General features: G+C 63.3%; 23 protein-coding genes. 10 read left to right on the top strand and 13 right to left on the bottom strand.

Annotated features, from left to right (window positions below; translation table 11 throughout):
* Positions 1 to 3: 3 nt before the first annotated feature.
* From AWB76_RS18455 to AWB76_RS18410, 10 genes are read right to left on the bottom strand one after another with little or no spacing between them, the layout of a single operon-like run.
* The gene (locus AWB76_RS18455) at positions 4 to 828 is read right to left on the bottom strand and encodes an aspartate dehydrogenase (protein WP_061161586.1); all 825 of its coding nucleotides are present in this window, start codon (positions 826 to 828) and stop codon (positions 4 to 6) included.
* Positions 821 to 2,488 (bottom strand): thiamine pyrophosphate-binding protein, encoded by a 1,668-nt coding sequence (locus tag AWB76_RS18450; protein WP_061161585.1) that lies wholly within the window; start codon positions 2,486 to 2,488, stop codon positions 821 to 823. The genes AWB76_RS18455 and AWB76_RS18450 overlap by 8 nt, the downstream gene beginning before the upstream one ends.
* Positions 2,481 to 3,290 carry an SDR family oxidoreductase gene (locus tag AWB76_RS18445; protein ID WP_061161584.1) on the bottom strand — a complete coding sequence of 270 codons (810 nt, stop codon included), beginning with the start codon at positions 3,288 to 3,290 and terminating at the stop codon, positions 2,481 to 2,483. The genes AWB76_RS18450 and AWB76_RS18445 overlap by 8 nt, the downstream gene beginning before the upstream one ends.
* Positions 3,287 to 4,147 (bottom strand): IclR family transcriptional regulator, encoded by an 861-nt coding sequence (locus AWB76_RS18440; RefSeq protein WP_061161583.1) that lies wholly within the window; start codon positions 4,145 to 4,147, stop codon positions 3,287 to 3,289. Before AWB76_RS18440 ends, AWB76_RS18445 begins: the two co-directional genes overlap by 4 nt.
* Positions 4,144 to 5,004 carry an alpha/beta fold hydrolase gene (locus tag AWB76_RS18435; protein ID WP_061161582.1) on the bottom strand — a complete coding sequence of 287 codons (861 nt, stop codon included), beginning with the start codon at positions 5,002 to 5,004 and terminating at the stop codon, positions 4,144 to 4,146. The genes AWB76_RS18440 and AWB76_RS18435 overlap by 4 nt, the downstream gene beginning before the upstream one ends.
* A gap of 7 nt (positions 5,005 to 5,011) precedes the next feature.
* Positions 5,012 to 5,539 carry a cupin domain-containing protein gene (locus AWB76_RS18430; RefSeq protein WP_061161581.1) on the bottom strand — a complete coding sequence of 176 codons (528 nt, stop codon included), beginning with the start codon at positions 5,537 to 5,539 and terminating at the stop codon, positions 5,012 to 5,014.
* 33 nt (positions 5,540 to 5,572) lie between these two features.
* A complete protein-coding gene (locus tag AWB76_RS18425) occupies positions 5,573 to 6,325 on the bottom strand; it encodes an SDR family oxidoreductase (RefSeq protein WP_061161580.1) in 753 nt (250 codons plus the stop codon).
* Positions 6,318 to 7,382 carry an aromatic ring-hydroxylating dioxygenase subunit alpha gene (locus tag AWB76_RS18420; RefSeq protein ID WP_061161579.1) on the bottom strand — a complete coding sequence of 355 codons (1,065 nt, stop codon included), beginning with the start codon at positions 7,380 to 7,382 and terminating at the stop codon, positions 6,318 to 6,320. Before AWB76_RS18420 ends, AWB76_RS18425 begins: the two co-directional genes overlap by 8 nt.
* 18 nt (positions 7,383 to 7,400) lie before the next feature.
* The gene (locus tag AWB76_RS18415; protein ID WP_061161578.1) at positions 7,401 to 7,709 is read right to left on the bottom strand and encodes a recombinase-like helix-turn-helix domain-containing protein; all 309 of its coding nucleotides are present in this window, start codon (positions 7,707 to 7,709) and stop codon (positions 7,401 to 7,403) included.
* Between the two features lies 1 nt (position 7,710).
* A complete protein-coding gene (locus AWB76_RS18410) occupies positions 7,711 to 8,028 on the bottom strand; it encodes a non-heme iron oxygenase ferredoxin subunit (protein ID WP_035500201.1) in 318 nt (105 codons plus the stop codon).
* A 425-nt stretch (positions 8,029 to 8,453) separates the two neighbouring features.
* Here AWB76_RS18410 and AWB76_RS18405 point away from each other — a divergent pair, with 425 nt between their 5' ends.
* Positions 8,454 to 9,527 (top strand): porin, encoded by a 1,074-nt coding sequence (locus AWB76_RS18405; RefSeq protein ID WP_061161577.1) that lies wholly within the window; start codon positions 8,454 to 8,456, stop codon positions 9,525 to 9,527.
* A 663-nt stretch (positions 9,528 to 10,190) separates the two neighbouring features.
* Here AWB76_RS18405 and AWB76_RS18400 read toward each other — a convergent pair.
* Positions 10,191 to 11,072 (bottom strand): IclR family transcriptional regulator, encoded by an 882-nt coding sequence (locus AWB76_RS18400; protein ID WP_061161576.1) that lies wholly within the window; start codon positions 11,070 to 11,072, stop codon positions 10,191 to 10,193.
* Between the two features lie 124 nt (positions 11,073 to 11,196).
* Here AWB76_RS18400 and AWB76_RS18395 point away from each other — a divergent pair, with 124 nt between their 5' ends.
* The 3 genes from AWB76_RS18395 to AWB76_RS18385 all read left to right on the top strand — a co-directional run bounded on the left by AWB76_RS18395 (position 11,197) and on the right by AWB76_RS18385 (position 14,063).
* A complete protein-coding gene (locus AWB76_RS18395) occupies positions 11,197 to 12,051 on the top strand; it encodes a sulfite exporter TauE/SafE family protein (RefSeq protein WP_061161575.1) in 855 nt (284 codons plus the stop codon).
* A gap of 8 nt (positions 12,052 to 12,059) precedes the next feature.
* Positions 12,060 to 12,335: a DUF1634 domain-containing protein gene (locus AWB76_RS18390; RefSeq protein WP_244173395.1), complete on the top strand. Its 276-nt coding sequence runs from the start codon at positions 12,060 to 12,062 to the stop codon at positions 12,333 to 12,335.
* 105 nt (positions 12,336 to 12,440) lie between these two features.
* Entirely contained in the window at positions 12,441 to 14,063 is a 1,623-nt protein-coding gene (locus AWB76_RS18385; RefSeq protein WP_061161573.1) for an FAD-dependent monooxygenase, read from the top strand.
* Here AWB76_RS18385 and AWB76_RS18380 read toward each other — a convergent pair.
* Positions 14,044 to 14,868 (bottom strand): class I SAM-dependent methyltransferase, encoded by an 825-nt coding sequence (locus AWB76_RS18380; protein WP_061161572.1) that lies wholly within the window; start codon positions 14,866 to 14,868, stop codon positions 14,044 to 14,046. The two genes, AWB76_RS18385 and AWB76_RS18380, sit on opposite strands and share 20 nt — an antisense overlap.
* A gap of 164 nt (positions 14,869 to 15,032) precedes the next feature.
* On the opposite strand from AWB76_RS18380, the gene AWB76_RS18375 reads away from it, so the two are divergent.
* The 3 genes from AWB76_RS18375 to AWB76_RS18365 all read left to right on the top strand — a co-directional run bounded on the left by AWB76_RS18375 (position 15,033) and on the right by AWB76_RS18365 (position 19,851).
* Positions 15,033 to 15,779 (top strand): glucose 1-dehydrogenase, encoded by a 747-nt coding sequence (locus tag AWB76_RS18375; RefSeq protein ID WP_061161571.1) that lies wholly within the window; start codon positions 15,033 to 15,035, stop codon positions 15,777 to 15,779.
* Positions 15,780 to 15,875: 96 nt separating this feature from the next.
* The gene (locus AWB76_RS18370; protein WP_061161570.1) at positions 15,876 to 16,505 is read left to right on the top strand and encodes a LysE family translocator; all 630 of its coding nucleotides are present in this window, start codon (positions 15,876 to 15,878) and stop codon (positions 16,503 to 16,505) included.
* Positions 16,506 to 16,566: 61 nt separating this feature from the next.
* A complete protein-coding gene (locus tag AWB76_RS18365) occupies positions 16,567 to 19,851 on the top strand; it encodes an adenylate/guanylate cyclase domain-containing protein (RefSeq protein WP_061161569.1) in 3,285 nt (1,094 codons plus the stop codon).
* Here the strand turns inward: AWB76_RS18365 and AWB76_RS18360 are convergent.
* Positions 19,839 to 20,093, bottom strand: coding sequence for a hypothetical protein (locus tag AWB76_RS18360; RefSeq protein WP_061161568.1), 255 nt, complete (start codon positions 20,091 to 20,093; stop codon positions 19,839 to 19,841). The genes AWB76_RS18365 and AWB76_RS18360 overlap by 13 nt on opposite strands.
* A gap of 338 nt (positions 20,094 to 20,431) precedes the next feature.
* On the opposite strand from AWB76_RS18360, the gene AWB76_RS18355 reads away from it, so the two are divergent.
* The 3 genes from AWB76_RS18355 to AWB76_RS18345 all read left to right on the top strand — a co-directional run bounded on the left by AWB76_RS18355 (position 20,432) and on the right by AWB76_RS18345 (position 21,890).
* A complete protein-coding gene (locus AWB76_RS18355; RefSeq protein WP_061161714.1) occupies positions 20,432 to 20,674 on the top strand; it encodes a DUF6723 family protein in 243 nt (80 codons plus the stop codon).
* 157 nt (positions 20,675 to 20,831) lie between these two features.
* Positions 20,832 to 21,059 carry a hypothetical protein gene (locus AWB76_RS18350; protein WP_061161567.1) on the top strand — a complete coding sequence of 76 codons (228 nt, stop codon included), beginning with the start codon at positions 20,832 to 20,834 and terminating at the stop codon, positions 21,057 to 21,059.
* A 171-nt stretch (positions 21,060 to 21,230) separates the two neighbouring features.
* Complete coding sequence (locus AWB76_RS18345; RefSeq protein WP_061161566.1) at positions 21,231 to 21,890, top strand: recombinase family protein; 660 nt, start codon at positions 21,231 to 21,233, stop codon at positions 21,888 to 21,890.
* The last annotated feature ends 255 nt before the right edge of the window (positions 21,891 to 22,145 follow it).

The raw sequence follows: 22,145 nt of genomic DNA, 5'->3' as shown, positions 1-22,145 counted from the left end.
TCCTTAGATGACGCAACGCGCGGCGCGATTGCGCAACGCACGGATCGCGCTGAATGCAGTGAGCGCCGATGTCTTGGGATTCGACGGCAACGGCTTGCCGCACATTTCCAGCGACATTTCACCGAATGCGCCGCGCGCGACGATGCGATGCACGTTGCGCTCGACCGCTGGATCGGCGATCAGACGCACGCGCGTGCCATCGAGTCCGAGGCCGGCCAAAGCGATCGTCGCTGCGACATTCGCGTTCTTCGGATAGAGACGCGCGGCATCGCGGGCGCTGCCTTCGAAGATGACCTTCTCTTCAGTCAGCGACTTCAGATCGCACAGCATGTCGGCGGGCGTGCCGAGCCAGCCACGCGGCGGCTTGCGGCCGGTGTATTGCACGTCGTCGAGGCCGCCTTCCTTCGCGGCGGCGAGTGCATCGACGCCGCCGATCGCGCCCGACAGCAGCGTGATCGTGGCCGCGCCTTCATCGGCGGCATCGGAAAGCGCATCGAGCAAACCGGCTTCCGACAGCGCGCCGATCGATGCAACGGCGCAGTCCGTGCCCGACTTCAGCAGCGGCACGACGTGATCCACGAGTGCAGCATGTCCCGCGCATTCGAGCGCGAACTCGGGATGACTCGCGAGCGCATCGACACGCGATACGACATCGACCGTATCGCCGAGCACCGAGCGCACGTGATCGCGATCGCGCTCCGGCACGATCACATGCGAGATGCGCACGAGCGGATCGTTGTCGAGCGCGCGAAACACCGCCGAGCCGATCGCGCCGAAGCCGATCATCGCAATGTCGATCGCATGCTGTGCATGACGGGGATCACGCATATTCCGGCTCCTTCGGCTCTTCCTTCTTCACGGGCGGCCCGGCGAACGCGGTGGCGAACGAGCCGACCGACAGCATGTCGACTTCGACCAGAACCGGTCCGTCTATCAGGAGTCCTTCCTGAACGATGTCGTCGGCCTGCTCGAGCGACGTGATGCGGCGATGCGCAAGCCCGAGACTCGCGCAGAACTGCGCAAAATCCGGCTGATGCAGATCGACGAACATGCGGCGGCCGCCATAGTTCGCGTCCTGAATGTTGCGGATCACGCCATAGCATTGATCGTTCATCAGCACGATCATCACGTTGGCTTTTTCCTGCACGGCCGTCGCGAGTTCGCCGACATTGACCATCAAGCCGCCATCGCCGACGAGCGCGACGGTCTTCTTCGCCGCGCCCGAAAGCGCCGCGCCGATCGCCATCTGCATGCCCTGGCCGATGCCGCCGCCGAGCGCATGCACGCCCGCGCGCGGATTGAAGATCTTCAGGAGGCGATTGCCCCACGTGCTGTTCGAGATCGTGACGTCGCGCACCCAGTTGTAATCGCGGCCCACGGCGCGTTGCAGCGAATCGACGAGTCGCTTGTACGGTCCCAGTCCCTTCGATACTTCCGCGACCGCCGTTTCGCGCGCGGCAGCGAGATCCCCCGCGAATGCAGCATCGATGCGGATGCGGCCCTCAAGCAGCGTCGCGAGTTCATCGAGCACGCGTGATGCATCGCCATGCACGAAGAGATCGTTGCGATAGCCGCGATTGTCGGCGAGAGCGTCGGCGTCGATGCGATAGAGCGGTTGCGGCAGCGCAAGTTTGTACTTCAGCGTTTCGTTGCCACGCAGACGCGAGCCGACGACGACGAGCGCATCGCACGTCTTGTAGAACGCTTCGACGGACGGATGCACGTTGAACGCGCCGAGCGTCGCCGGATGATCTTCGGGCAGCACGCCACGGCCTTGCACGCTCGTCACGACGCCGAAGCCCAGTTTCACGAGACGCTCGACCGCGCCGCGCGCATGACGCGTGCCGCCGCCGAGCCACAGCAACGGACGCTTTGCGTGCGTGAGTGCATCGGCGAGCTGCTTCACGCGCAGGCTGTCATGCGTGAGCGTGTTCACATGCGGCGCGGCGAGATCGGCAGGCCATTCGATTTCGGCCGCCTGGATGTCGATGGGAATCTCCACACTTACCGGACCCGCGGGCGCGGTCAGCGCGACGCGCACGGCTTCGCGGATCGTCGGCAATGCGGTGTCGACGGTGCGCACGCGGAACGCGGCCTTCGAGATCGATTGCAGCATCGACAATTGATCCGGCGCTTCGTGGATATACGCGAGGTCCTGATCGAGATACTCGGTTTCGATCTGCCCGGTGATGTGCAGCAGCGCCGTGCCCGCGGTCAATGCTTCGACCATCGCGCCCGCTGCGTTGCCGGCAGCCGTGCCCGTCGACGTGAACGCAACGCCGAGTTCGCCGGAGACGCGCGCGAGGCCATCGGCCATGTTCAGCGCGCCCGCTTCGCCGCGTGCGCCGACATAGCGGATGTTGCCGCGACGTCCGATCGCATCGAGGATCGGCATGTTGTGGATCGAGATCACGCCGAACGCCGTGCGCACGCCGCATTGTTCGAGGAACGCGGCGATCAGTTCGCCGACCGTGGTTTTTTCAGACATGACGAGCAAAGCCTCCGGAAACATCGATATGGCTGCCGGTCGTGTACGACGACAGCGTTGTTGCGAGATAAAAGAGCGCCTGCGCCGCTTCTTCGGGCAAGCCGAAGCGGCCGAGCGGAATGTTCTTCTTGCGCGCGAGCTCGCCGGTCCATTGCGCCCAGCTTTGACGCGGCTCCTGCGCGTGTTGGAGATAGTCCTGATAACGCCGCTTCCATTGCCCCGATTCGACGATGCCGATCAGAATCGAATTCACGCGGATGCGCTGCGGCGCGAGTTCCGTCGCGAGCGATTTCACGAGGCTCAACACGCCCGCCCGAGCGGATGAAGTCGCGACCATATGCGGCTCGGGCTGCAATGCGAGCAACGAATTCACGCAGACGATCGCGGGTGAGGGCGTGTCTTTCAGCATCGGCAGGAAGGCGCGCGTCGGACGGATGATGCTGAAGTACTTCAATTCCAGCTCGTCGCGCCATGCGTCGTCGGTGGTATCGGCGAAGGTGGATACGCGGCCTTGGCCCGCGTTGTTCACCAGCATGTCGACGCGGCCGAAGCGCGCCATCACTTGCGATGCGAACGCGTTCACCTGATCTGCGTCGAGCACATCGCAACGCGCTGCGAACAACGAGGCTTGTGGGAATTCGTTTGCGAGCGAGGCTTGCGCGTCATCGAGACGTTCGCTATCGCGCCCGCAAATAGCCACCGATGCGCCCGCCTGCAAGAACAATTTGGCCGTCGCGAATCCGATACCCGACGAACCGCCAGTAACCACAGCGACCTGTCCTGTGAGATCGATTTGAATCATTGCAACCCCAGAGATTTCATATAACGGTTCGATGCCGAAGCTCGCGCGGCCGGGCGATAGTTGAGCCGCATCGAGAGCGCATCGGCCGCTTCGCGAACCTTGTCGATGAGGCCGGTGCCGAGCAATGCGGCATCGATCTCGGGACGCGGGATCGTCGTGGTGATGACAGCGACGATGCGCCCCGTATCGTTGCGCACCGGCGCGGTGACGACCGAAATGCCGCGCTCGAACGACGACTGGCTCGTTGCGTAGCCGCGCTCGGCGTCTTCCTTCACGCGTTCATAAAGCTCTTCCACTGTTTCGGGCGTGGACTTCGTGAAGCGTTCGAGAGGCGCTTCCGGATAGAGCGCGCGCAATTCATCGAGCGAAAGATCGCCCATCAAAACGTGACCGTGTGTCGTCGCATGCGCGGGCAGGCGCGTGCCGACGTTCACTTTCACCGAGCTGAAGATGGGTGCGTGACTCTGCGCTTTCGCGACGAACACGACATCGCGGCCATCGCGAATGAGAATGTGACTCGTGAGACCGGTCGCATCGCGCAATGCTTCGATAATGGGCAGGCCGAGATCGGTCAGTTCGAGCGAGCTTAGGTATTCGAAGCCGAGACGCAGCACGGCAACGCCCAAACGATAGTTGCGATCCTTGTCCGCGCGCTCGAGAAAGCCGAGCGATTCGAGCGTTTGCAGCAGGCGGAAAACCGTCGTGCGCGGAATCCCCAGGCGCCGCGATAACTCGGGCGCACCGAGCACCGGTTCACGCGGCGAGAACTCGGTGAGAATCTTCAATCCGCGTTCGAGGCCCGGCACGATATAACTGGTTTCGCCCTTGTCGGCTTCTTCGGTGACGAGGGATGTCATTGCGGTACTCCGTCTCTCATGTGACATTCGATGCTCTGGCAAAACGCGTCGATCAGCGCCGTGTATGCAGCGGGCGATTCGGCGTACCCTGCATGGCCCGCACGCGGCATCACTTGCAGGCTCACGTGCGCCGCCTGCGCGATGCGCTCGCATGCGGCGGGCGGCGTGATCGCGTCTTCCGCGCCGACCGCAACCGCGATGCGTCCATGAAAGCGCGCGATGTCCGCGGCGAGATCGGCGTTCGCGAGCAGATGTGTCGCTTGCGCGTAGCCTTCGGGAATCACGCGCGCCATGTTCCAGCGGACCCATTCGCGCGCTTCGTCATCGGCGTATGGCGAGAGCATGTTGGCGCTGCGCTCGCGTGCGAGTCCTTGCGGGCCGAGTTCGTTCAGCATCTTCAAACGTGCATCCCGCTTCGCTTCACGCACGTCCTTCGATGCAGCGCCATAACCCGCCGCGGGCGATATCAGCAGCAGACCCGCGACGCGCTCCGGCGCATGCATTGCGAACGAACCCGCGACGATCGCGCCGAGCGAATGACCGACGAGAATGCATCGCGTGATATCGATTGCATCGAGCCATGCGCGTAACGCATTCGCATAGTCGGCGGCAACGGGCGCTTCAGCGATGACCGGCGTGGACACGCCATACCCCGGCGCATCCCACGCGAGCACGCGACGCTTCGCGCCGAGCGCAGCGAGCTGCCGAACCCACGACGCCGCGCCCGACCCGATCCCGTGCAGCAGCACGACCGGCAGGGTGCGCAGAGGCATCGCACCTGCTTCGCGATAACCCGTGATGCCATGTGCGGTATCGATATGCATGTCCGGAAAGCGCGCGAGCGTCTCGATGTTCATGACAGCCTCAGCGCTTCAGCTTCGCCAGCGGCGAATCCGGCGGATACGTCGGCGTGATGGGCTTCGATGCGCCCAGCATCACGCACATCAAGGCGTCTTCCTCGCCGATGTTGATCTCAGTGCGATACACGCCCGGCGGCACGGAAATGAGATCGCGCTCGCCGAGCACGGCTTCCCACGTCTGCCCGTCCTTCTCGCAGATGACCTTCATCTTTCCGCGCAGCACAAAAAAAATCTCTTCGACGTCGACATGGATATGGCTCGGCCCGATGTTGCCGGCGGGAATGACCATCGTCGAAAAGGTGAAGCTGCCTGCGGGAATCGTGTTCATGTCCTTCGCGACGCCCGTGCCGCCGGTGCCGACATAACGCATTTGCGCGCGGCGATACTTCGGGTCGTAATCGGCCTGGAACTTGAGTGCGTCCCAGTCATAGCGGCGCGTTTCGAGGCGCGCCACACGCGAGTCCATCCATTGTTCGAAGCTCGCTTCGGCGGGCTGATCCCACGACGTGCGTTCGATGTCTGCATCGGCCATTGCTTTCTCCAGATTTTATATAAGGTATGCGAATCAATTCATCACGAAGCCGCCGTTCACCGGCAGCAACTGGCCCGTCACGAAGCGCGCTGCATCCGAGAGCAGGAACAGCACGGGGCCGTTCACGTCGTCGGGCACTTGCGCGCGCGTCAGTGCGCGGCCTTTGAGGTAGTACTCGTGGCGCTCGGCGGGCACATACGCGGTGGCTTCCACTTCGGTGAGACCGGGCGCGATCGCGTTCACGGTCACGTTGTCCGCGCCGAACTCGCGCGCGAGCGAACGTGTCATCGCGATCACCGCGCCCTTGCTCGCGACGTAGGCGAGCAGCTTCGGCGCGCCCCACAAAGCCGTATCGGATGCGATGTTCACGATCGCGCCGCGTCCCGATGCCTTCAGATGCGGCAGGCACGCGACGCTCATCAGCCATGTGCCGCGCACGTTGACGTTCATCACCGCATCCCACGTTTGCGGCGTGAGTTCATCGGCGGACCTGCCGCCCGAGTTGGTGATCGCGGCGTTGTTGATGAGCGCATCGAGACCGCCCAGCACGTGCACGCTTTGCGCGACGAACTCGGTGATGCTTCGCGGATCGTTGAGATCGAGCGGGACGAAGTGTGCATCGCGCAGTTCACGCGCAAGCGCTGCGCCTTCTTCATGCAGCACATCGCCGAACGCGACGCGCGCGCCTGCTTGGACGAGCGCGCGAACGAACGCCGCGCCGAGTCCGCGAGCGCCGCCCGTCACGAGCACGCGACGGCCGTCGAGCGCCTTCGACGCATCACGCATGAGCGTGCTCCGTGTTCTTCGGCAATGCTTCGAGTGCAGCGAGATGCTGCTGCGCGCGTTGCTTCAACATGCGACGCACGCGCGTCATGCCGACATCGTGCTGATAGAGGAATTCGTGATCGCGCGCATTCGGCGCGAGGCTTTCGAGCACATAGCGATCTTGTTCGAGCACGGCCCAATGCAGCCCTTCAAGGCGATTGCGATACAGGAAGCGCCATGCATCGCGCTGCCATCCGGAGACCTTGCGCGTGCGCCAGAAGTAGACCTGGCAGTTGTCGTTATCGACCGGAGTCGCAAAGCCGACGATCCCGAAGTTGCCGCCCGGGCCGAACTTCTTCTTGTATGGAATCGCGAGACGCATCCACAGGCAGCCGGTTTCGCCGAGCTCGACCCAGTCGAAGTTCACGTCGCGCTGATTCACCTTCTCGAACATGAGGCCGGTGTCGGTCTTGCGCACGCGCATGTCGGCCTGCTTGTCGCCTTCGGCCATCGAGTGCGAGGTCGCATGGAGATACGCGCCGTGCATCGGGTCCATCACGTTGTCGATCGCGTACTGGTAATTGCACTTCCAGTGCGACATGCAGAGGAAGCTCGCGTATTCATCGCCGACGAGTTCTTCGGGCAGCACGAGCGGCGCGGGTTCCTTGTTGGCGTCATCGCCGAACCAGAGAAAGATCGCGCCCGCGTGTTCTTCGACGGGATACGACTTCACGCACTTCTGGCCTTCGAGCGGACACGCTGAAACGGCCGGCACTTTCTGCACGGTTCCGCTGCCATCCACTTCGATGCCGTGATACCAGCACGCGACGCTGCCGCCAAGATTCCAGCCGAGCGACAGACGCGCGCCGCGATGCGGGCAGCGGTCTTCGAGCGCGTGGACTTTGCCTTCGTTGTCGCGCCAGAGCACGATCTGATCGCCGAGACGCGTCAGGCCGATGGGCGCGTTCGCCACTTGCCAGCTCGGTGCAACGGGATACCAGTAATTGCGCAAGCCGCGATCGAGATAAGCCTGAACGGGATCGGCGGCGATGGATGTGGATTGCTGAGGGGACGTCATGGGAAAAGTGCTCCTTCTTTATTCGGCGAGCGTGCGCAGTTCGGCGGCGAGGCGATCGGCGGTCCATGCGGTGCCTTCCGGCGTGCGGAAGCCGTCCTTGTTCAGGCCCGCGACCACTTGCTCCAGCTCAAGCGCGCCCGCTTCGAAAACGCGTTCGAGTGCATCGCCGAAGTCGTTTTCGTATTGCGTCGGCTCGGCCTTGCGCGTCTGCCAGATGAAGTTTTCGGTCTCGCCCGGCTTCTCGATCACGCCCTTGCCCGCGACGTTGTTCGGCTGCGGCGCGAGCCACGGCTTGAGATGCGGGTTGAAAGTCACGACTTTTTCCATGTCACGCCACCTTGATCTGGATTTCCTCGCCGGCGAGGCGCACCGAATACGTCTTCAGGTCGCGGCCGCCGGGCTCTTTCAGGCATTTGCCCGTGGGGATGTGAAACACCGCTTCATGCAGCGGGCATTCGACGGTGTCGCCATCGACGAAGCCTTGCGTCAGCAGCGCATATGCGTGCGGGCAGACGTTCTCGAGCGCATATAGCTCGTCGCCCACTTTGTAGATACCGATTTCCGCGCCGTCATCGAGCTTGAATTCGATCGGTGCGTCTTCCGACAGATCGCCGGCATGTCCGGCGCAGCGCCATTGTTCAGACATCTTTCACCCTTTTCTCCGGTTCCTCTGTGTTCCACTAAAGGAACAACAGTTCGTGTATGGACATTATAAGAGCCGTCCGAGTGGGGGAAAATAAAAATGTGGATCTCTAGGTGAAAACACTGAACCCGGCGCGTTTAAAAGTCTGGGTCTGATGTAAGAACGCCCGTTCGACATTGATTTGTAAGCTTTTTTTGGCGAAAACGTTCCGTATTTTTGATGCCTCAGGGTCTACCCGACCTCGTCTCAAATTTATTGTTTTGGCGCAGGAAACCTCACTATACTTTCCATAGGCAGTACGTTGATCCATAGATGGAACATAACGATAGATCAACGAAATGCCGATGGGAAGCGCAATCACTGAGACAAGGCGGGACAGGCAAGCGGGCAGCGCCCGCCCTCGAACCATACGGTTAGGAGAACGAAGGGTGAAGCACATCATTGCAGCGGGGCTCATCGGAGCCGGGGTCGCGACCGGTGCGGCCGCGCAAAGCACGGTCACGCTTTACGGCAGCCTCGATGCCGGCATTGCATATATCAACAACGTCGGCGGGCATCCGAAGTGGATGGAGGAACAAGGCAACATGCAGCCGGACCGCTGGGGCTTTCGTATCGTCGAGGATCTGGGCGGCGGGCTGAAGACGGTCGCGCAACTGGAGAACGGGTTCTATACCAATACTGGCAACTTCGCGAAGGCCGGCACGCTATGGAATCGCCAGGCGTATCTCGGGCTGGATCAGGAGAATGTCGGCACGATTACGCTGGGTCATCAGACGCCGTTCAGCTTCGACATGCTCGGACCGCTGTCGACCGCGTATCTGGCGGCGAGCTGGTACGCGTTCCATCCGGGCAATATCGATCAGCTTGCGGACACGGGCGTCGTGCCGTACGACAACTCGGTCAAGTTCCGCTCGGCGAGTTTCTACGGCTTTTCCGCCGGCGCGATGATGGGCCTCGGCAACACGACGAACTTCTCGACGGGACGCAATTACGGCTTCGGGATCTCGTATGCGAATGGCCCGTTCAAGGCGGCGGCCACGTATTCGAACGAGCACAATCGCACGCCTGCAATCGCGACGATGGGCTTCTCTACGTTTCAGGGACAGCCCGCTGCGACGTACATGGCGGACAAGCAAGAAGAGATGGGGGCGGGCGCGTCGTATGAGATCGGCAAGTTCGTCGTGCATGGGCTTTATACGCGGGTGAAGCTGCAATCGAATGGACAGTCGGATACTTACCAGACGTACGATGCGGGGCTGACTTTCAAGCCGGTTGCGTGGAACTGGATTGCCGGTGGCGCGGCGACCACGACTTTCGTCGGCGGGAGATGGACGCAGTTCGAAATCGGCGATATCTATATGTTGTCGAAATCGACGCAGCTTTATGTTAATGCGCTCTATGAGCATGCTACGGGTGGGGCGAAGGCTGCGTTCTTTACCGCGGGAGTGTCGAGCACGGCGAATCAAGTCATCGTGCTTGCGGGGATTCATCACTCGTTCTGATTTTGGGTTTTTTGGTTTCGCCGGATCCCGTTTTCTTTTTGGTTTATTAGCGCTGCCCCTGTGCGGGGCGGCAGTTACTTTCTTTGCTGCTGCAAAGAAAGTAACCAAAGAAAGCAGCTTTTGAGGCCCGCGGTCACACGTAGTTTGGGTAGTTCTCTCGTCCTCGGCGGCCCTCGCCTAAAGAGTGCCCTCGAAGGACTAACCGGGCTTGGATGGCGCACGGTCTGACTAGCTAGTACTTTAAGAAGACTGGTTCAGCACGAAAGAGTTCCGGCACTGCGCTCCGCGCTGCCGTTTGGTCGGCAAGGGAAACCAACGGGTGGCAGATGCAGTGAGATGGAAGTATTAGCAAGGAAGCACGCGCGGCCCCGATGGACCCATCGGCCGCGCAGCGGGCCGGAGCTATTTGGTGCTGAACCAGCAAGTAAAGCGGCGCGATGTGACAGACCGTGCGCGATCCAAGCCCGGTGATTGTGATGAGGGCACTCTTTAGGCGAGTGCCACCGAGGACGAGAGAACTACCCAACGTGCGTGTGACCGCGGGCCTGAACGAGCTGCTTTCTTTGGTTACTTTCTTTGCAGCAGCAAAGAAAGTGACTGCCGCCCCGCACAGGGGCAGAGCCAATAGACCAATACAAAATCGGGATCCGCCGACAAAAAAACTCAAGCAAGCGCAGCAGTCCGATCCCCCGCCGAAGGGCGATAATTCAATCGCATAGAAAGCTCGACAGCCGCAGCGCAGACCGCCTGAACGAGTTGTCCTTTGTCAACATCAGCCCCGATATCCGACCGCGGCACGGTTGCCGCCACCGCCGCGACAATCGCGCCGGACTGATCGCGCACAGGCGCCGTGACCACCGATATCCCACGCTCGAACGATGCCTCGCTCAATCCATAACCGAGCGCCGCGCATTCCTGCACACGTTCATAAAGCTCATCGACAGTCCCAGGCGTGCGCTCCGTATACTTCTCCAGTTGCGCCTCGGGATAGAGCGCCTTGAGCGCAGCCATAGAGAGATCGCCCATCAACACATGACCATGCACGGTTGCATGAGCGGGCAGCCGCGTGCCGACATGCACTTTCACCGAGCTGAACATCGGCTCATGACTTTGCGCCTTCGCGACGAACACCACATCGCGCTGATCGCGGATCAGCAAATGCGTGGAAAGACCGGTTGCATCGCGCAGCCGTTCGAGAATCGGCGTGCCGAAATCGGTCAGTTCGAGCGAGTTCACATATTCGAAACCGAGCCGCAGCACCGCAACGCCCAGCCTGAAATTGCGATCGCCGTTCACGCGTTCCAGAAAACCGAGCGCTTCGAGCGTTTGCAGCAGACGAAACGTCGTCGTGCGCGGAATGCCGATACGCCGCGACAACTCCGGCGCACCCAGCACCGGCTCGCGCGCCGAAAACTCGGCAAGGATGCGCAAGCCGCGTTCGAGACCCGGCACGAGATAGCTGGACCCGCCGCCCGATGACGCATCTTCGTCCGTGGTGTCGAGGGTCTCCGCCTGATTGTCTTCCTGTTTGCTTCGTCGGGCCATGATCGGCTGTAGTTGTCGTCGTACGATGAGGAATCATAGCGCGAGAGCGCCCAGCCCCGACTTTTGCTACTCGTTATGACATGTTATATTAATGACTCTCCGATCTATCTTTGAGGCTGAAACGATGAGCTTCGAAGCCACATTCTGGCTCTTCTGCACGGGCCTCGCCGCAAGCGCGGCGGGCGGCATGCTGGGCATGGCGAGCGGTCTTTTCATCGTGCCCATTCTCACGATGTTCTTCCATATCGACATGCACGCGGCCATCGGCACGAGCATCGTCTCGGTGATCGCGTGTTCGTGCGGCGGCGCGGCCGCGTTTCTGCGCGGCGGTCTGACCAACGTGCGGCTCGCCGTCGTGCTCGAAACGGGCACCACGCTCGGCGCGCTCACGGGCGTGCTCGTCGCGGGCATCATTCCCGTGGCCGCGCTCGACTTTCTGTTTGCCGGCGTGTTGATGGTGTCGGCGTGGCAGATGTTCATCCGCCGCGAAGATCCCTCGGACAGGGCGCGGCCGATTCCATCGAAAGGACTCGCGGCCGCACTCGATCTCCATTCGAGCTATCCCGACACCACGCTGCGCCGCGAAATTCCCTACGAAGTGCGGCGCGTGCCCGCCGGTCTCTCGTTGATGTACGTGGCGGGCCTCGTGTCGGCGCTGCTCGGCATCGGCAGCGGCATCCTGAAGATTCCGGCGATGGACAACGCACTGCGTCTGCCGATCAAGGTATCGACCGCGACGTCGAACTTCATGATCGGCGTGACGGCCGCCGCCAGCGCGAGCGCGTATTTTCTGCGCGGCGAGATCGTGAGCGCGATCGCAGGACCGGTCGCGCTCGGCTCGGTGATCGGCGCGATCCTGGGCGCGCGCGTGCTCATGAAAGTGCGCAGCGAACGCCTGCGCCTATTGTTCCTTTCGATGCTGCTGCTCGTCGCGTGTCAGATGCTCATGCAAGGTTTCGGCATCGATCTGCTGCGATGAAAAACGCCATGCCTAGAACGCTCGATCGTCTGCTCGCAAGCTTTCTTCAGTGCGGCACATGGGCCGCGTGCGCGCTGATCGGCGCGGGACTCTTCGTCGGCACGAAGGTGCTGACGGCAGGCGTCGCGCTCTTCATCCTGCTGCCCGTTCTGCGCGTCGTCCTGATGCTCGCCGTCTTCGCACGTCGACGCGACTATCTCTACGTGACGATCGCCGCGACGGTGCTCGCCGTGATCGCGGCGGGCTGCGTGATCGGCATACGCCTCGGGCCGCTCGCGGGCTGAAATCGCGGACCGAGCAGCGAAGTCTGCACAAGCGCACACGCAGCGGTTATTCTGCCTGACGTCCAGTCGATGACATTCGCCGGTTTCCTCAGGAGAAGTCGCATCATGTTCGATACGACCGATGTGCTGATTGCCGGTGCGGGCCCCGTCGGCCTGATGCTCGCCACCGAACTGCGCCGCGATGGCGTGAACGTACGCATCATCGATGCACACGACGAGCGCGTGTTCTTCGTGAAGGCGCTGGGCGTCACGGCGCGCACGCTGGAGATTTTCGAGGACATTGGCATCGCGCGCGACGCAATCGAGGCAGGCGTATGGCTCACCGGCGCCGACACGTTCCAGGACGGCGCGCCAGCGTTCAGCGCGGAAGTGCCGCGCGCGGGACTGCCATACGGCGCGCTCTCGCTCGCGCAGTTCGAGACCGAGCGCATTCTCGAAGCAGCGCTCGCGCGCAACGGCGGCCACGTCGAATACGGCGCGACGCTCGTCGATTTCACCGAATCCGGCGATTTCATCGACGCATGCGTACAGGATGCATGCGGCGAGAGCCGCACGGTTCGCTGCCGCTGGCTCGTCGGTTGCGACGGCGCGCGCAGCACGGTGCGACGTCATCTGAACGTCGCATACGAAGGCGATCAGTATCCGCAGACCTTCATGCTCGCCGATGTCGATGTCGACTGGAATCTGCCGCGTGGGCGCATGGTTCGCTTCAACGTGTCGGGCGAGGGCGGCGCGGGATCGACCACGCTCGCCGCGTTGCCCGTGCGCGGTTCGGCGCGCCGCTATCGCCTCTCGATGGTCCTCCTTCCCGACGATGCCGCGCGCCACACGCTGAATTCCGCACCTGATTTCGACGAGATCACGCGCATCATGCTGCCGATCCTGCCGCAAGGCACGCGCCTTTCATCAATGCGCTGGTCGTCGGTGTATCGCGTGAGTCATCGAATCGCCCAGCACTATGCGCGCGGGCGCGTGTTTCTCGCGGGCGATGCCGCGCACATTCATCCGCCTGTCGGCGGGCAAGGCATGAACACGGGCTTGCAGGACGTGCATAACCTCGCGTGGAAGCTCACGCTCGCATCGCGGGGCCTCGCGAACGAGGCGCTGCTAGACAGCTACGAAGCGGAGCGGCGGCCGGTCGGACTCGATGTCGTCGAATCGACGAGCCGCGCGTTGAACACCGTCCTCGCGCACGGCGAGATCAAGCCCGCGATGCGCGAGACGCAATTGCTCGTGGGCTATCGCGGCAGCAGTCCGATCATCGCGGACGAATGCGCCGGCATGTCGCCCGAGTCGCCCGCGCCCGGCGATCGCGCGCCGCAAGCGGGCGGTCTCGTGGAGGCGTTCATCGGTCATGCGCAGCGGCTGCAGGATCATCTCGGACGCGGCCGTCATACGCTCATCGGCTATATCGACGATGATGCCGACGGCGCGCGCATCGCGGCGTTCAACGATGCCGTCGATGCATGGCGCACCGCGCTCGGCACGGCTGCAAGCGCGGTGCTGATCGTGTCGCCGCAGTTTGCAAAGGGCGCGTCGTTCGTGCCGGCGTGCGAGGAATATCGGACGTTGAGCGACAACGCAGGCCAGTTCGTCGATACATACGGCGCGAAGAACGGCATGGCGTGGGTCGTGCGGCCGGACGGGCATATCGGCTATAGAAGCGCGTCGTGCTCATCGGATGCGCTGATCGCGTGGCTCGAACGCTTCAGCACTGCACGGCGATGACATGCGCCTGAATCTTTCCATCGATATCGATGGAGCCGAAGCGCGCCGCGATGGCTTCGGCGCACATCGATGTCGCTTCATCGAGACTCGCGCCTGTGCGTGATTCGATTTCGTTGCGCAACGGCGTGCCCTGACAATACGCAATGGCCGCTGCATTCGCCGACGACGCACGGCTGCGTTGCGCGATGGTTTCGATGCGCGGTGTCGAGTCGAAGCCCGCGCATGCGAGGTCGTGCGAGATCGCGTGCCGATCGAAATAGCCGTGCGGCGTGCGTTTCATGAAGAGCGGCGGATCGTCGGGAAAGAGGCGGCCGAGCGCACCAGTGACGATGCAGGCAAACTCGTTTTCCTCGATACGATCCCACACATTGAACAGCAGCACGCCTCCGGGCCGCAGCACGCGATGCGCTTCCGCGAAAGCCGCCGTCTTGTCGGGAAAGAACATCGCGCCGAATTGACAGATGACGATATCGAAGCTTGCATCGTCGAAAGGCAACTGCAACGCGTTCGCCTGCCGCCACGTCACGGCGCGTTCGATGGGCGTCTGCGCGGCGCGATCGAGCATCGCCTGGTTCAGGTCCGTCGCGACGATCTCGACGTGCGCGGGCAACACATGCGCCAGCGCGCGCGTGACCGCGCCGGTGCCCGCCGCCGTTTCCAGTACGCGCGACGGTTCGAGCGCCGAAGCGCGAAATGCGATATCGGTGGCGTAGGGCGCGAAGAGCATCGGCACGAGAAGCTGCTCGTATAGCGCGGGAATCTGGCCGGCAAAATGGCTGTCCGTGCGAGGCATATTCGTGGTCATGCGTGGCCTCCGATCGATTATTCGCCTCAGCCCTCAAGTCTTTTCACTCTACGCTGCTTTATCGCCTTCGCAGAGATGACTACATTCACTGCCACGACGCCGGTTTCGCGGCACGCAAGACCGGCATACCTCTGCATTTAAATAACTTCTTCAAGGAATAGATCATGAGCAAACTCATTGGCAAGGTGGCGGTCGTCACGGGCGCATCGAAAGGTATCGGCGCGGCGATTGCGAAGGCGCTGGCGGCGGAAGGCGCATCGGTCGTCGTGAACTATGCGAGCAGCAAGGCGGGCGCAGATGCAGTCGTCGCGGAGATCACGGCATCGAAGGGCAAGGCGATCGCAGTCGGCGGTGATGTGTCGAAAGCAGCCGATGCGCAAGGGATCATCAAGGCGGCGATCGAAACGTATGGACGCCTCGACGTGCTGGTCAACAACTCGGGCGTCTACGAGTTCGCCGCGCTCGAAGAGATCACGGAAGAGCATTTCCACCGGCAGTTCAATATCAACGTGCTCGGCACGCTGCTCACCACGCAGGCCGCCGCGAAGCATCTGGGCGAAGGCGCGAGCATCATCAACGTGAGTTCGGTCGTGACGCGCATCACGCCGCCGACGAGCGCCGTTTATAGCGGCACGAAAGGCGCTGTCGATGCGATCACCGGCGTGCTCGCACGCGAACTCGGCGCGCGCAAGATCCGCGTCAACTCGATCAATCCGGGCGTCGTGGTGACCGAAGGCACGCACACCGCGGGCATCATCGATTCCGATTTCGACAAGGCCGCGCTCGCGCAAACGCCGCTCGGACGCCTCGGCCAGCCGGACGATATCGCATCGATCGCGGTGTTCCTCGCATCCGACGACGCGCGCTGGATGACCGGCGAAAGTCTCATCGCCAGCGGCGGCATGCGTTAAGCAAGTGTATCGACGGGCGACGCCGGTTCTGTATCTGGCGTCGCCGTGCATCGGCGGCGAGAATGCATCGATATTTTTATCGCCGGAGCCCGTACGATGCCTCACACGCCGCAACTGCTCGCATTCGGTCTCGTCGCACTCGGCATGGCGCTCACGCCAGGGCCGAACATGGTCTACCTGATTTCGCGTTCGATCTGCCAGGGCCGCACGGCGGGGCTCATCTCGCTTGGCGGCGTCGCGCTCGGCTTCGTGTTCTACATGTTGTGCGCGGCGTTCGGCATCACGGCGCTTCTCGTCGCCATTCCCTTTGCTTACGACGCGCTGCGTTTCGGCGGCGCGCTGTATCTGCTCTATCTCGCGTGGCAGGCCGTGAAGCCGGGCGGGCGCTCGCCGTTTCAGGTGCGCGATCTGCCTGTCGACAGCCCGCGCAAGCTCTTCACGATGGGCTTCGTCACCAATCTGTTGAATCCGAAGATCGCGGTGCTGTATCTGTCGCTGTTGCCGCAGTTCATCGATCCGTCGCATGGCGTGCTCGGTCAATCGCTCGTGCTCGGCGTCGTGCAGATCATGCTCAGCATCACCGTCAATTCGATGGTCGCCATGACCGCCGGATCGATCGCGCTCTTTCTCGCGCGCAGGCCCACGTGGCTGCTGATTCAACGCTGGCTGATGGGCACCGTGCTCGCCGGCCTCGCGATGAGAATGGCGACCGAAGCGCGGCGCTGATTCCCGTCCATCCACGCCACGCGCACTAGAATCAAGATAACCGTGGCGCCGGGCGAGGACGATGGACATCGCACAATGGTTGAGCGGGCTCGCGCTCGGGCAATACGCACGAACGTTCGCCGACAACGACATCGACGCCGCCATGCTGCCCGCGCTCACCGACGCGGACCTGAAGGAACTCGGCGTGCAGTCGCTCGGACATCGCAAGCGGCTGCTCGCGGCGATCGGGGCGCTCGCAGCCGCTACGCCTGCCGACGAACCCGCGCCGCCCGACGATCGCAGGCAAGTCACGGTTCTCTTCGCCGACCTCTGCGGCTACACGGCGCTCTCGCAAACAGTCGATGCTGAAGAGTTGCGCGAACTCGTGGGCTGCTTCACGGGCATCGTCGACGGAATCGTGCTCGCGTATGGCGGGACGGTCGATAAACATATCGGCGATGCGGTCATGGCGCTCTTCGGCGCACCGCGCGCGCACGAGACGGATTCGCTGCGCGCGGCCCGCGCGGCGCTCGATATCCACACGGCGCTCGCCGACTTCAGCGCGACGAGCACGCATCCGCTGAAGGCGCATATCGGCATCGCGAGCGGCGAAGTGGTGGCGGGCACGCTCGGGACGGCGGGCGCGCGCGAATACACCGTGCACGGCGATTCGGTGAATCTCGCTGCGCGCCTCGTCGCGGCGGCAAGCGGCGGTCAGACGCTCTTGTCCGATGGCGTGCATCGCGCGCTCGGCGATGGCGCGGTCTGCGAGTTCATCGGCGAAATGCGCTTCAAGGGCATCGATCTGCCCACGCGCGTCTGGTGTCTGCACAGCGCGGCGCGCGAACCGGTGCAGGCGAACCGCGGCCGTTTCGTCGGACGGCAGGTCGAGCTGGAACAGTTTCGCGTCATCGCGCGTGCGTGCGTCGCGCAGCGCGCGGGCCATGTCGTGTATGTGCGCGGCGCGGCGGGGATCGGCAAGACGCGTCTCGTCGAGGAAATGCGCGCGTTCGGGCTGACGCTCGGCTTTACGGTGCATCGCGGTCTGGTGCTCGATTTCGGCGTCGGCAAGGGACAGGATCCGGTGCGCGCGATCATCGGCGGTCTGCTCGGCCTGGCATCGTCCGCCGATGACGAAGCACGCGCCGCCGCCGATGGCTGCGTGAGCGCGCATGTCATCGAGCCGGAACAGCGCATGTTCCTGCACGATCTGCTCGATGTGCCGCAAACCGCCGAATGGCGCTCGCGCTACGACGCGATGGATCACGCCGCGCGCAAATGCGGCAAGGAAGCCGTCGTCGCCGCGCTGACCGCGCACGCATGCCGCCGCGCGCCGCCGATGATCGTCGTCGAAGACCTGCATTGGGCCGATGCGCAACTGCTCGGCTATCTCGCGGCATTCGCATCGGGCGTCGCCGATGGCGCGGGTTTGCTCGTGATGACCTCACGCGTCGAAGGCGATCCGCTCGATGCCGCATGGCGCGCGCGCCTGCACGACCGGCCGCTCGCGACGATCGATCTCGGTCCGCTGCGCCGCGAGGAATCGCTGTCGCTCGCGAGCCATTTCATCGACGCGACTCAGCGCGTCGCGCACGCATGCATCGAGCGCGCGGCCGGCAATCCGCTCTTTCTCGAACAGTTGCTGCATAACGTGGAGGAAGGCAGCGGCGACATGATTCCGCCGTCGATCCAGAGTCTCGTGCTCGCGCGCATGGACCGGCTCGCGGCGCGCGACCGGGCGGCGTTTCGCGCGGCATCGGTGATCGGGCAGCGTTTCGATGCGGCGCTCGTGCGGCATCTGATCGACGATCCCGGCTACGACTGCGGCGTGCTCGTCGCGAATGCGCTGATCGTGCCGGAAGGCGACAACTTTCTTTTCGCGCATGCGCTGATTCAGGAGAGCGCCTATTCGACGCTCCTGAGCGGCGCGCGGCGCGAGTTGCATCGGCGCGCGGCCGAGTGGTTCGGCAGGCGCGATCCGGTGCTTCACGCGCAGCATCTGGATCGCGCGGAAGACGAGCGCGCGCCGCGGGCATTGCTCGTGGCAGCCATCGCGCAACGTGCGGGACACTTCACGGAATCGGCGCTGCAACTCGTCGCGCGCGGGCTCGAGATCGCGCGCACGCCGCGCGAGCGTCATGCGCTGATGTGCTTCAAGGGCGAGTTGCAACGCGATCTCGGCGATATCGCGGCATCGATCGATACGTATCGCGCGGCCGTTGCGCAATCGCCCGACGACGCGTGTCTCTGCGACGCCCGGCTCGGGCTCGCCGAAGGCCTGCGCGTGAACGAAGGCCTCGCCGAAGCGCTTACGCTCATCGACGCCGCGCAGGAATCGGCGCAACGCGACGACCGCGTGAGCGAGCTTGCGCGTTTGCATCATCTGCGCGGCAACATTCTGTTTCCGCTGGGACGTATCGACGAATGCAGGATCGAGCACGAGCGCGGACTCGCGTATGCGAAGCGTCTGAACGCGCCCGAAGCAGAAGCGCGCGCGCTCGGCGGAGTCGCCGACGCCGCCTATGCGCAAGGCCGCATGAAGAGCGCGTTCGCGCATTTCAGCGGCGCGGTCGCGCTGGCGCGCGAGCATGGTTTCGGCCGCATCGAAGTGGCGAATCGCTCGATGATGGGCTTCAGCCGCATGTATCTCGACGAAGCCCGCGAAGCGCGCGCGGATGCCGTCGACGGTTCGCGCGAGGCGGCGCTCATCGGCCAGCCGCGCGCGCAATTGCTCTGCGAGACGCTCGGCGTGTTCGCCTGCTACGAACTGGGCGATGCCCACGCGATGCGCCTTCATCTCGACCGTGAACGCGCGCTTATCCGGCAGCTCGGCGCCCGCCGTTTCGAGGCGCAAAGCATGGAGATGCAAGGACGCCTGCTGCTCGACGACGGCGATCGCAAGGAAGCCGTGCGGATGCTGCGCGCGTCGCTTGCGCTGTGCCGCGAGGTCGGCATGCAGTTCAGCGCGCCGAAGACGCTGGGCGCGCTCAGTCTCGCCGTCGACGACGATGCCGAACGCGTTCGTCTGCTCGATGAAGGCGCGGACCTGTTGCGGCGCGGCGCGGTCGGTCACAACCACTTGTGGTTTCATCGCGATGCCATCGACGCGATGCTCGCCTGCAACGACACGGCGAGCGCGATGCGTCACGTCGAAGCGCTCGAACGCTACACGCAGGCCGAGCCGCTGCCGTGGTCGCAACTCTTCGCCGCACGCGGGCGCGCGCTCGCGGCGTGGTCCGCGAAACGCGACGAGGAAGCCGTCGCCCGCGAGCTTCGGCGCGTGAGAGAAGCGCTGGCGCAGGCCGGTTATGCACGGCATCTCGTCGCCGTCGATGCAGCGCTCGCGAGAGGCAGTCAGCCGGGATGATCGGTGTAGACGCGTCCGAGCAGGTCGTCGTATTCGTCGCAGCGCGCGGCGCAAATCGCCCTCAGCATGCGGAGAAAGGCGTTGCCATCCTCGAAATGGGCCACGAGCACGCGCGCCGTGCGCAGCGAGATGGATTCGAGCATCGGCCGGGACTCGTCGTCCTCGATCCTGAAGTTGAAGCGATGCACCTCCACGGACGAGGCATCGGACGGTTTTTCGTGAGACAGAATGGTGGCCCGCATCGGCGCTTCCTTCGTCGTTATTGTTATCGGCCTCGAAAGGGAATTCGCGCGTGGGGCGTCAGTCTTCCGGTTCCGGCGCCTGTGGCCTGCGGCGGAGCAAAGGACGCATGGGTTGCAGTGACATGGCCGCTCCGGACCGAACGTGTTGTCGTTCGCAGCAATGGCCATGCCGACGGTCGCGGCGCCAGGGCGCAGGCCGTCCGCGCAAGGGGCGGATTACGTACGGGGTCATCGCACGTTCGATAGCACACAATGAATCATCGACACAAAAAACGGTGATCCCGGTGAATGAATTGAGTGGCAAGCGCCCGAAGCTGGTCCTCTTCCCCACGCGCACGATGACGCCGACGCCGGGAACGAGCGAGAACGACTTCCAGATTTACGCTTCGTACCGGGGCAGCAGCGCGAGCGGTTTTTTCGGCACGCTGAAAGTCGTACGCAAGACCGACGGAAAACTGCTCTTTCCATTCGACGGCGCGGACACCATCGGTCCGTATCCGACGAAAGCCGCCGCAGTCGCCGCCGCGCTGGATCGTGGCGATCACGTCGTGAAGGGAGACATCGCGCGTCCGGAGTTGTGAACGTACGGTCGTTCCTTCTTTTGGGAACGTTTTCGGACGGGATTTGTTGCTGGTTTTCCCTAGTCGCCGGCCTATTCTTCTGATGGACAATTTGCGCATAGCCAAGGGCGGTCCGCACTGCCCAAAAGAGCGATCGTCGGATAAGAGAGAGGGCGCCATGAATCAGCCTCAGTTCACGTACCGCAGTTTCGTCATCATGCCGATGGCCGCGTTCGACGGCGGTCTGTACGCGGCGATGGCGATAGTCTGCGACAGCACCGGCCTGCAGCGCGCAACCGGCGTGCTTGGACATTTCGCCACCGCCGACGAAGCCCGCGCCTTTGCGCTGATGGCCGGCAAGGACGAAGTGGATCGCCGCATGTGGCATTCGACGGCCGCTGCCTGACAGCAACCTTGCGCACGTAGGGAATCCGCCCTGTACGCGACGCATCATGTGCGAAATGCACGGGTTCCGTACGTTGAAGGGGCTTCTTGCGCTGTCATACTTCATCCATCCGTGCGTCTTGCCCGCCGGGACATACGCACGATCTCCGCATTGAAAAAAAGGTCAAGGCCGATGGCGACTGTCGTATATGTCTTCGAAGAAAGCAGAGGCGTTCCGACGCACGAACGCGATTTGTTGGAAATAGATGCGGCAGGCTATTTCGTCGACATGAGCGCGGTCTTCGTCGAGCGTTGCAGTTGCACGATTCCCGCGGTCTCGCGTCCCGCGTTTCAGCGCGCCCTTCGCCGGCTGCAGACGGGCGACACGCTGATCACGACGCGACTCTGGTGCCTCGGTAACAGCGTGCAGGACGTTGTCGCCACGATCAACATGCTCGAGCGGCGCGGCGTCGCGACGGTTTGCCTCGCATACGGCAAGAGCGATCTGTGTTCGAAAGAAGGTTTTGCGTTCGTGGAAGCGCTGCGGCTCGCCGAAGAACTCGAGCGCGTCACACGTCGCAGCCGTGCCCGCGAGGCGGCAAGCGCCGCGAAGGAGCGAGGCGTCGCGCAAGGCCGCCCGAGTTCGCTCTCGCCGGCACAACAGCATCAGGCGATGCTCGGACTCGACGCCGGCCTCACGGTGACCGAGATCGCCCGCTCGCTCAATACGTCGCGCCAGACCATCATGCGGCTGCGCAATGCCCACGCGCAGCAATCTCAGGAAACCGCCATGCATGCGGTGATCCAGGCTCCGTCAGGGCCGGAACCGCTCGCCGCCAACGATTCGAAATAGGCTGATCGCGCGCTCATCCGGTCTGTCCGCCTGACTTCTTTCCCTGCGCGCGTGGCGCGTAGCGGCCGGTCCACGTCTCCTCGCTTCGGCGGCGCGTAAGAAATGCGTCGTGTCGATATCCGACCGCCGAATGCCCGCGTTGCATACACTACAATTCGATGCCGCACGAAGCGCGGCTGGCTCGCGGCGCAGCAACCCCGGTACGAACGACATGACAGCACGGCTGGCATGAGGGCTCACGAGTGAACTCAAAAC

Source organism: Caballeronia temeraria, from assembly GCF_001544795.2.
GTDB classification, from domain to species: domain Bacteria; phylum Pseudomonadota; class Gammaproteobacteria; order Burkholderiales; family Burkholderiaceae; genus Caballeronia; species Caballeronia temeraria.
The sequence above is the reverse complement of the archived record's forward strand: the minus strand, read 5'-3'. Positions and strand labels throughout refer to the sequence as shown.

What these genes read in the sequence shown, in the direction of transcription:
- AWB76_RS18385 (WP_061161573.1), top strand. Translation starts at nt 12,441, where the DNA reads ATGTTCGATACGACCGATGTGCTGATTGCCGGTGCGGGCCCCGTCGGC.
- AWB76_RS18380 (WP_061161572.1), bottom strand. Translation starts at nt 14,868, where the DNA reads ATGACCACGAATATGCCTCGCACGGACAGCCATTTTGCCGGCCAGATT.
- AWB76_RS18450 (WP_061161585.1), bottom strand. Translation starts at nt 2,488, where the DNA reads ATGTCTGAAAAAACCACGGTCGGCGAACTGATCGCCGCGTTCCTCGAA.
- AWB76_RS18375 (WP_061161571.1), top strand. Translation starts at nt 15,033, where the DNA reads ATGAGCAAACTCATTGGCAAGGTGGCGGTCGTCACGGGCGCATCGAAA.
- AWB76_RS18395 (WP_061161575.1), top strand. Translation starts at nt 11,197, where the DNA reads ATGAGCTTCGAAGCCACATTCTGGCTCTTCTGCACGGGCCTCGCCGCA.
- AWB76_RS18445 (WP_061161584.1), bottom strand. Translation starts at nt 3,290, where the DNA reads ATGATTCAAATCGATCTCACAGGACAGGTCGCTGTGGTTACTGGCGGT.
- AWB76_RS18425 (WP_061161580.1), bottom strand. Translation starts at nt 6,325, where the DNA reads ATGCGTGATGCGTCGAAGGCGCTCGACGGCCGTCGCGTGCTCGTGACG.
- AWB76_RS18400 (WP_061161576.1), bottom strand. Translation starts at nt 11,072, where the DNA reads ATGGCCCGACGAAGCAAACAGGAAGACAATCAGGCGGAGACCCTCGAC.
- AWB76_RS18360 (WP_061161568.1), bottom strand. Translation starts at nt 20,093, where the DNA reads ATGCGGGCCACCATTCTGTCTCACGAAAAACCGTCCGATGCCTCGTCC.
- AWB76_RS18355 (WP_061161714.1), top strand. Translation starts at nt 20,432, where the DNA reads ATGACGCCGACGCCGGGAACGAGCGAGAACGACTTCCAGATTTACGCT.
- AWB76_RS18345 (WP_061161566.1), top strand. Translation starts at nt 21,231, where the DNA reads ATGGCGACTGTCGTATATGTCTTCGAAGAAAGCAGAGGCGTTCCGACG.
- AWB76_RS18365 (WP_061161569.1), top strand. Translation starts at nt 16,567, where the DNA reads ATGGACATCGCACAATGGTTGAGCGGGCTCGCGCTCGGGCAATACGCA.
- AWB76_RS18390 (WP_244173395.1), top strand. Translation starts at nt 12,060, where the DNA reads ATGCCTAGAACGCTCGATCGTCTGCTCGCAAGCTTTCTTCAGTGCGGC.
- AWB76_RS18420 (WP_061161579.1), bottom strand. Translation starts at nt 7,382, where the DNA reads ATGACGTCCCCTCAGCAATCCACATCCATCGCCGCCGATCCCGTTCAG.
- AWB76_RS18455 (WP_061161586.1), bottom strand. Translation starts at nt 828, where the DNA reads ATGCGTGATCCCCGTCATGCACAGCATGCGATCGACATTGCGATGATC.
- AWB76_RS18430 (WP_061161581.1), bottom strand. Translation starts at nt 5,539, where the DNA reads ATGGCCGATGCAGACATCGAACGCACGTCGTGGGATCAGCCCGCCGAA.
- AWB76_RS18415 (WP_061161578.1), bottom strand. Translation starts at nt 7,709, where the DNA reads ATGGAAAAAGTCGTGACTTTCAACCCGCATCTCAAGCCGTGGCTCGCG.
- AWB76_RS18435 (WP_061161582.1), bottom strand. Translation starts at nt 5,004, where the DNA reads ATGAACATCGAGACGCTCGCGCGCTTTCCGGACATGCATATCGATACC.
- AWB76_RS18370 (WP_061161570.1), top strand. Translation starts at nt 15,876, where the DNA reads ATGCCTCACACGCCGCAACTGCTCGCATTCGGTCTCGTCGCACTCGGC.
- AWB76_RS18350 (WP_061161567.1), top strand. Translation starts at nt 20,832, where the DNA reads ATGAATCAGCCTCAGTTCACGTACCGCAGTTTCGTCATCATGCCGATG.
- AWB76_RS18410 (WP_035500201.1), bottom strand. Translation starts at nt 8,028, where the DNA reads ATGTCTGAACAATGGCGCTGCGCCGGACATGCCGGCGATCTGTCGGAA.
- AWB76_RS18440 (WP_061161583.1), bottom strand. Translation starts at nt 4,147, where the DNA reads ATGACATCCCTCGTCACCGAAGAAGCCGACAAGGGCGAAACCAGTTAT.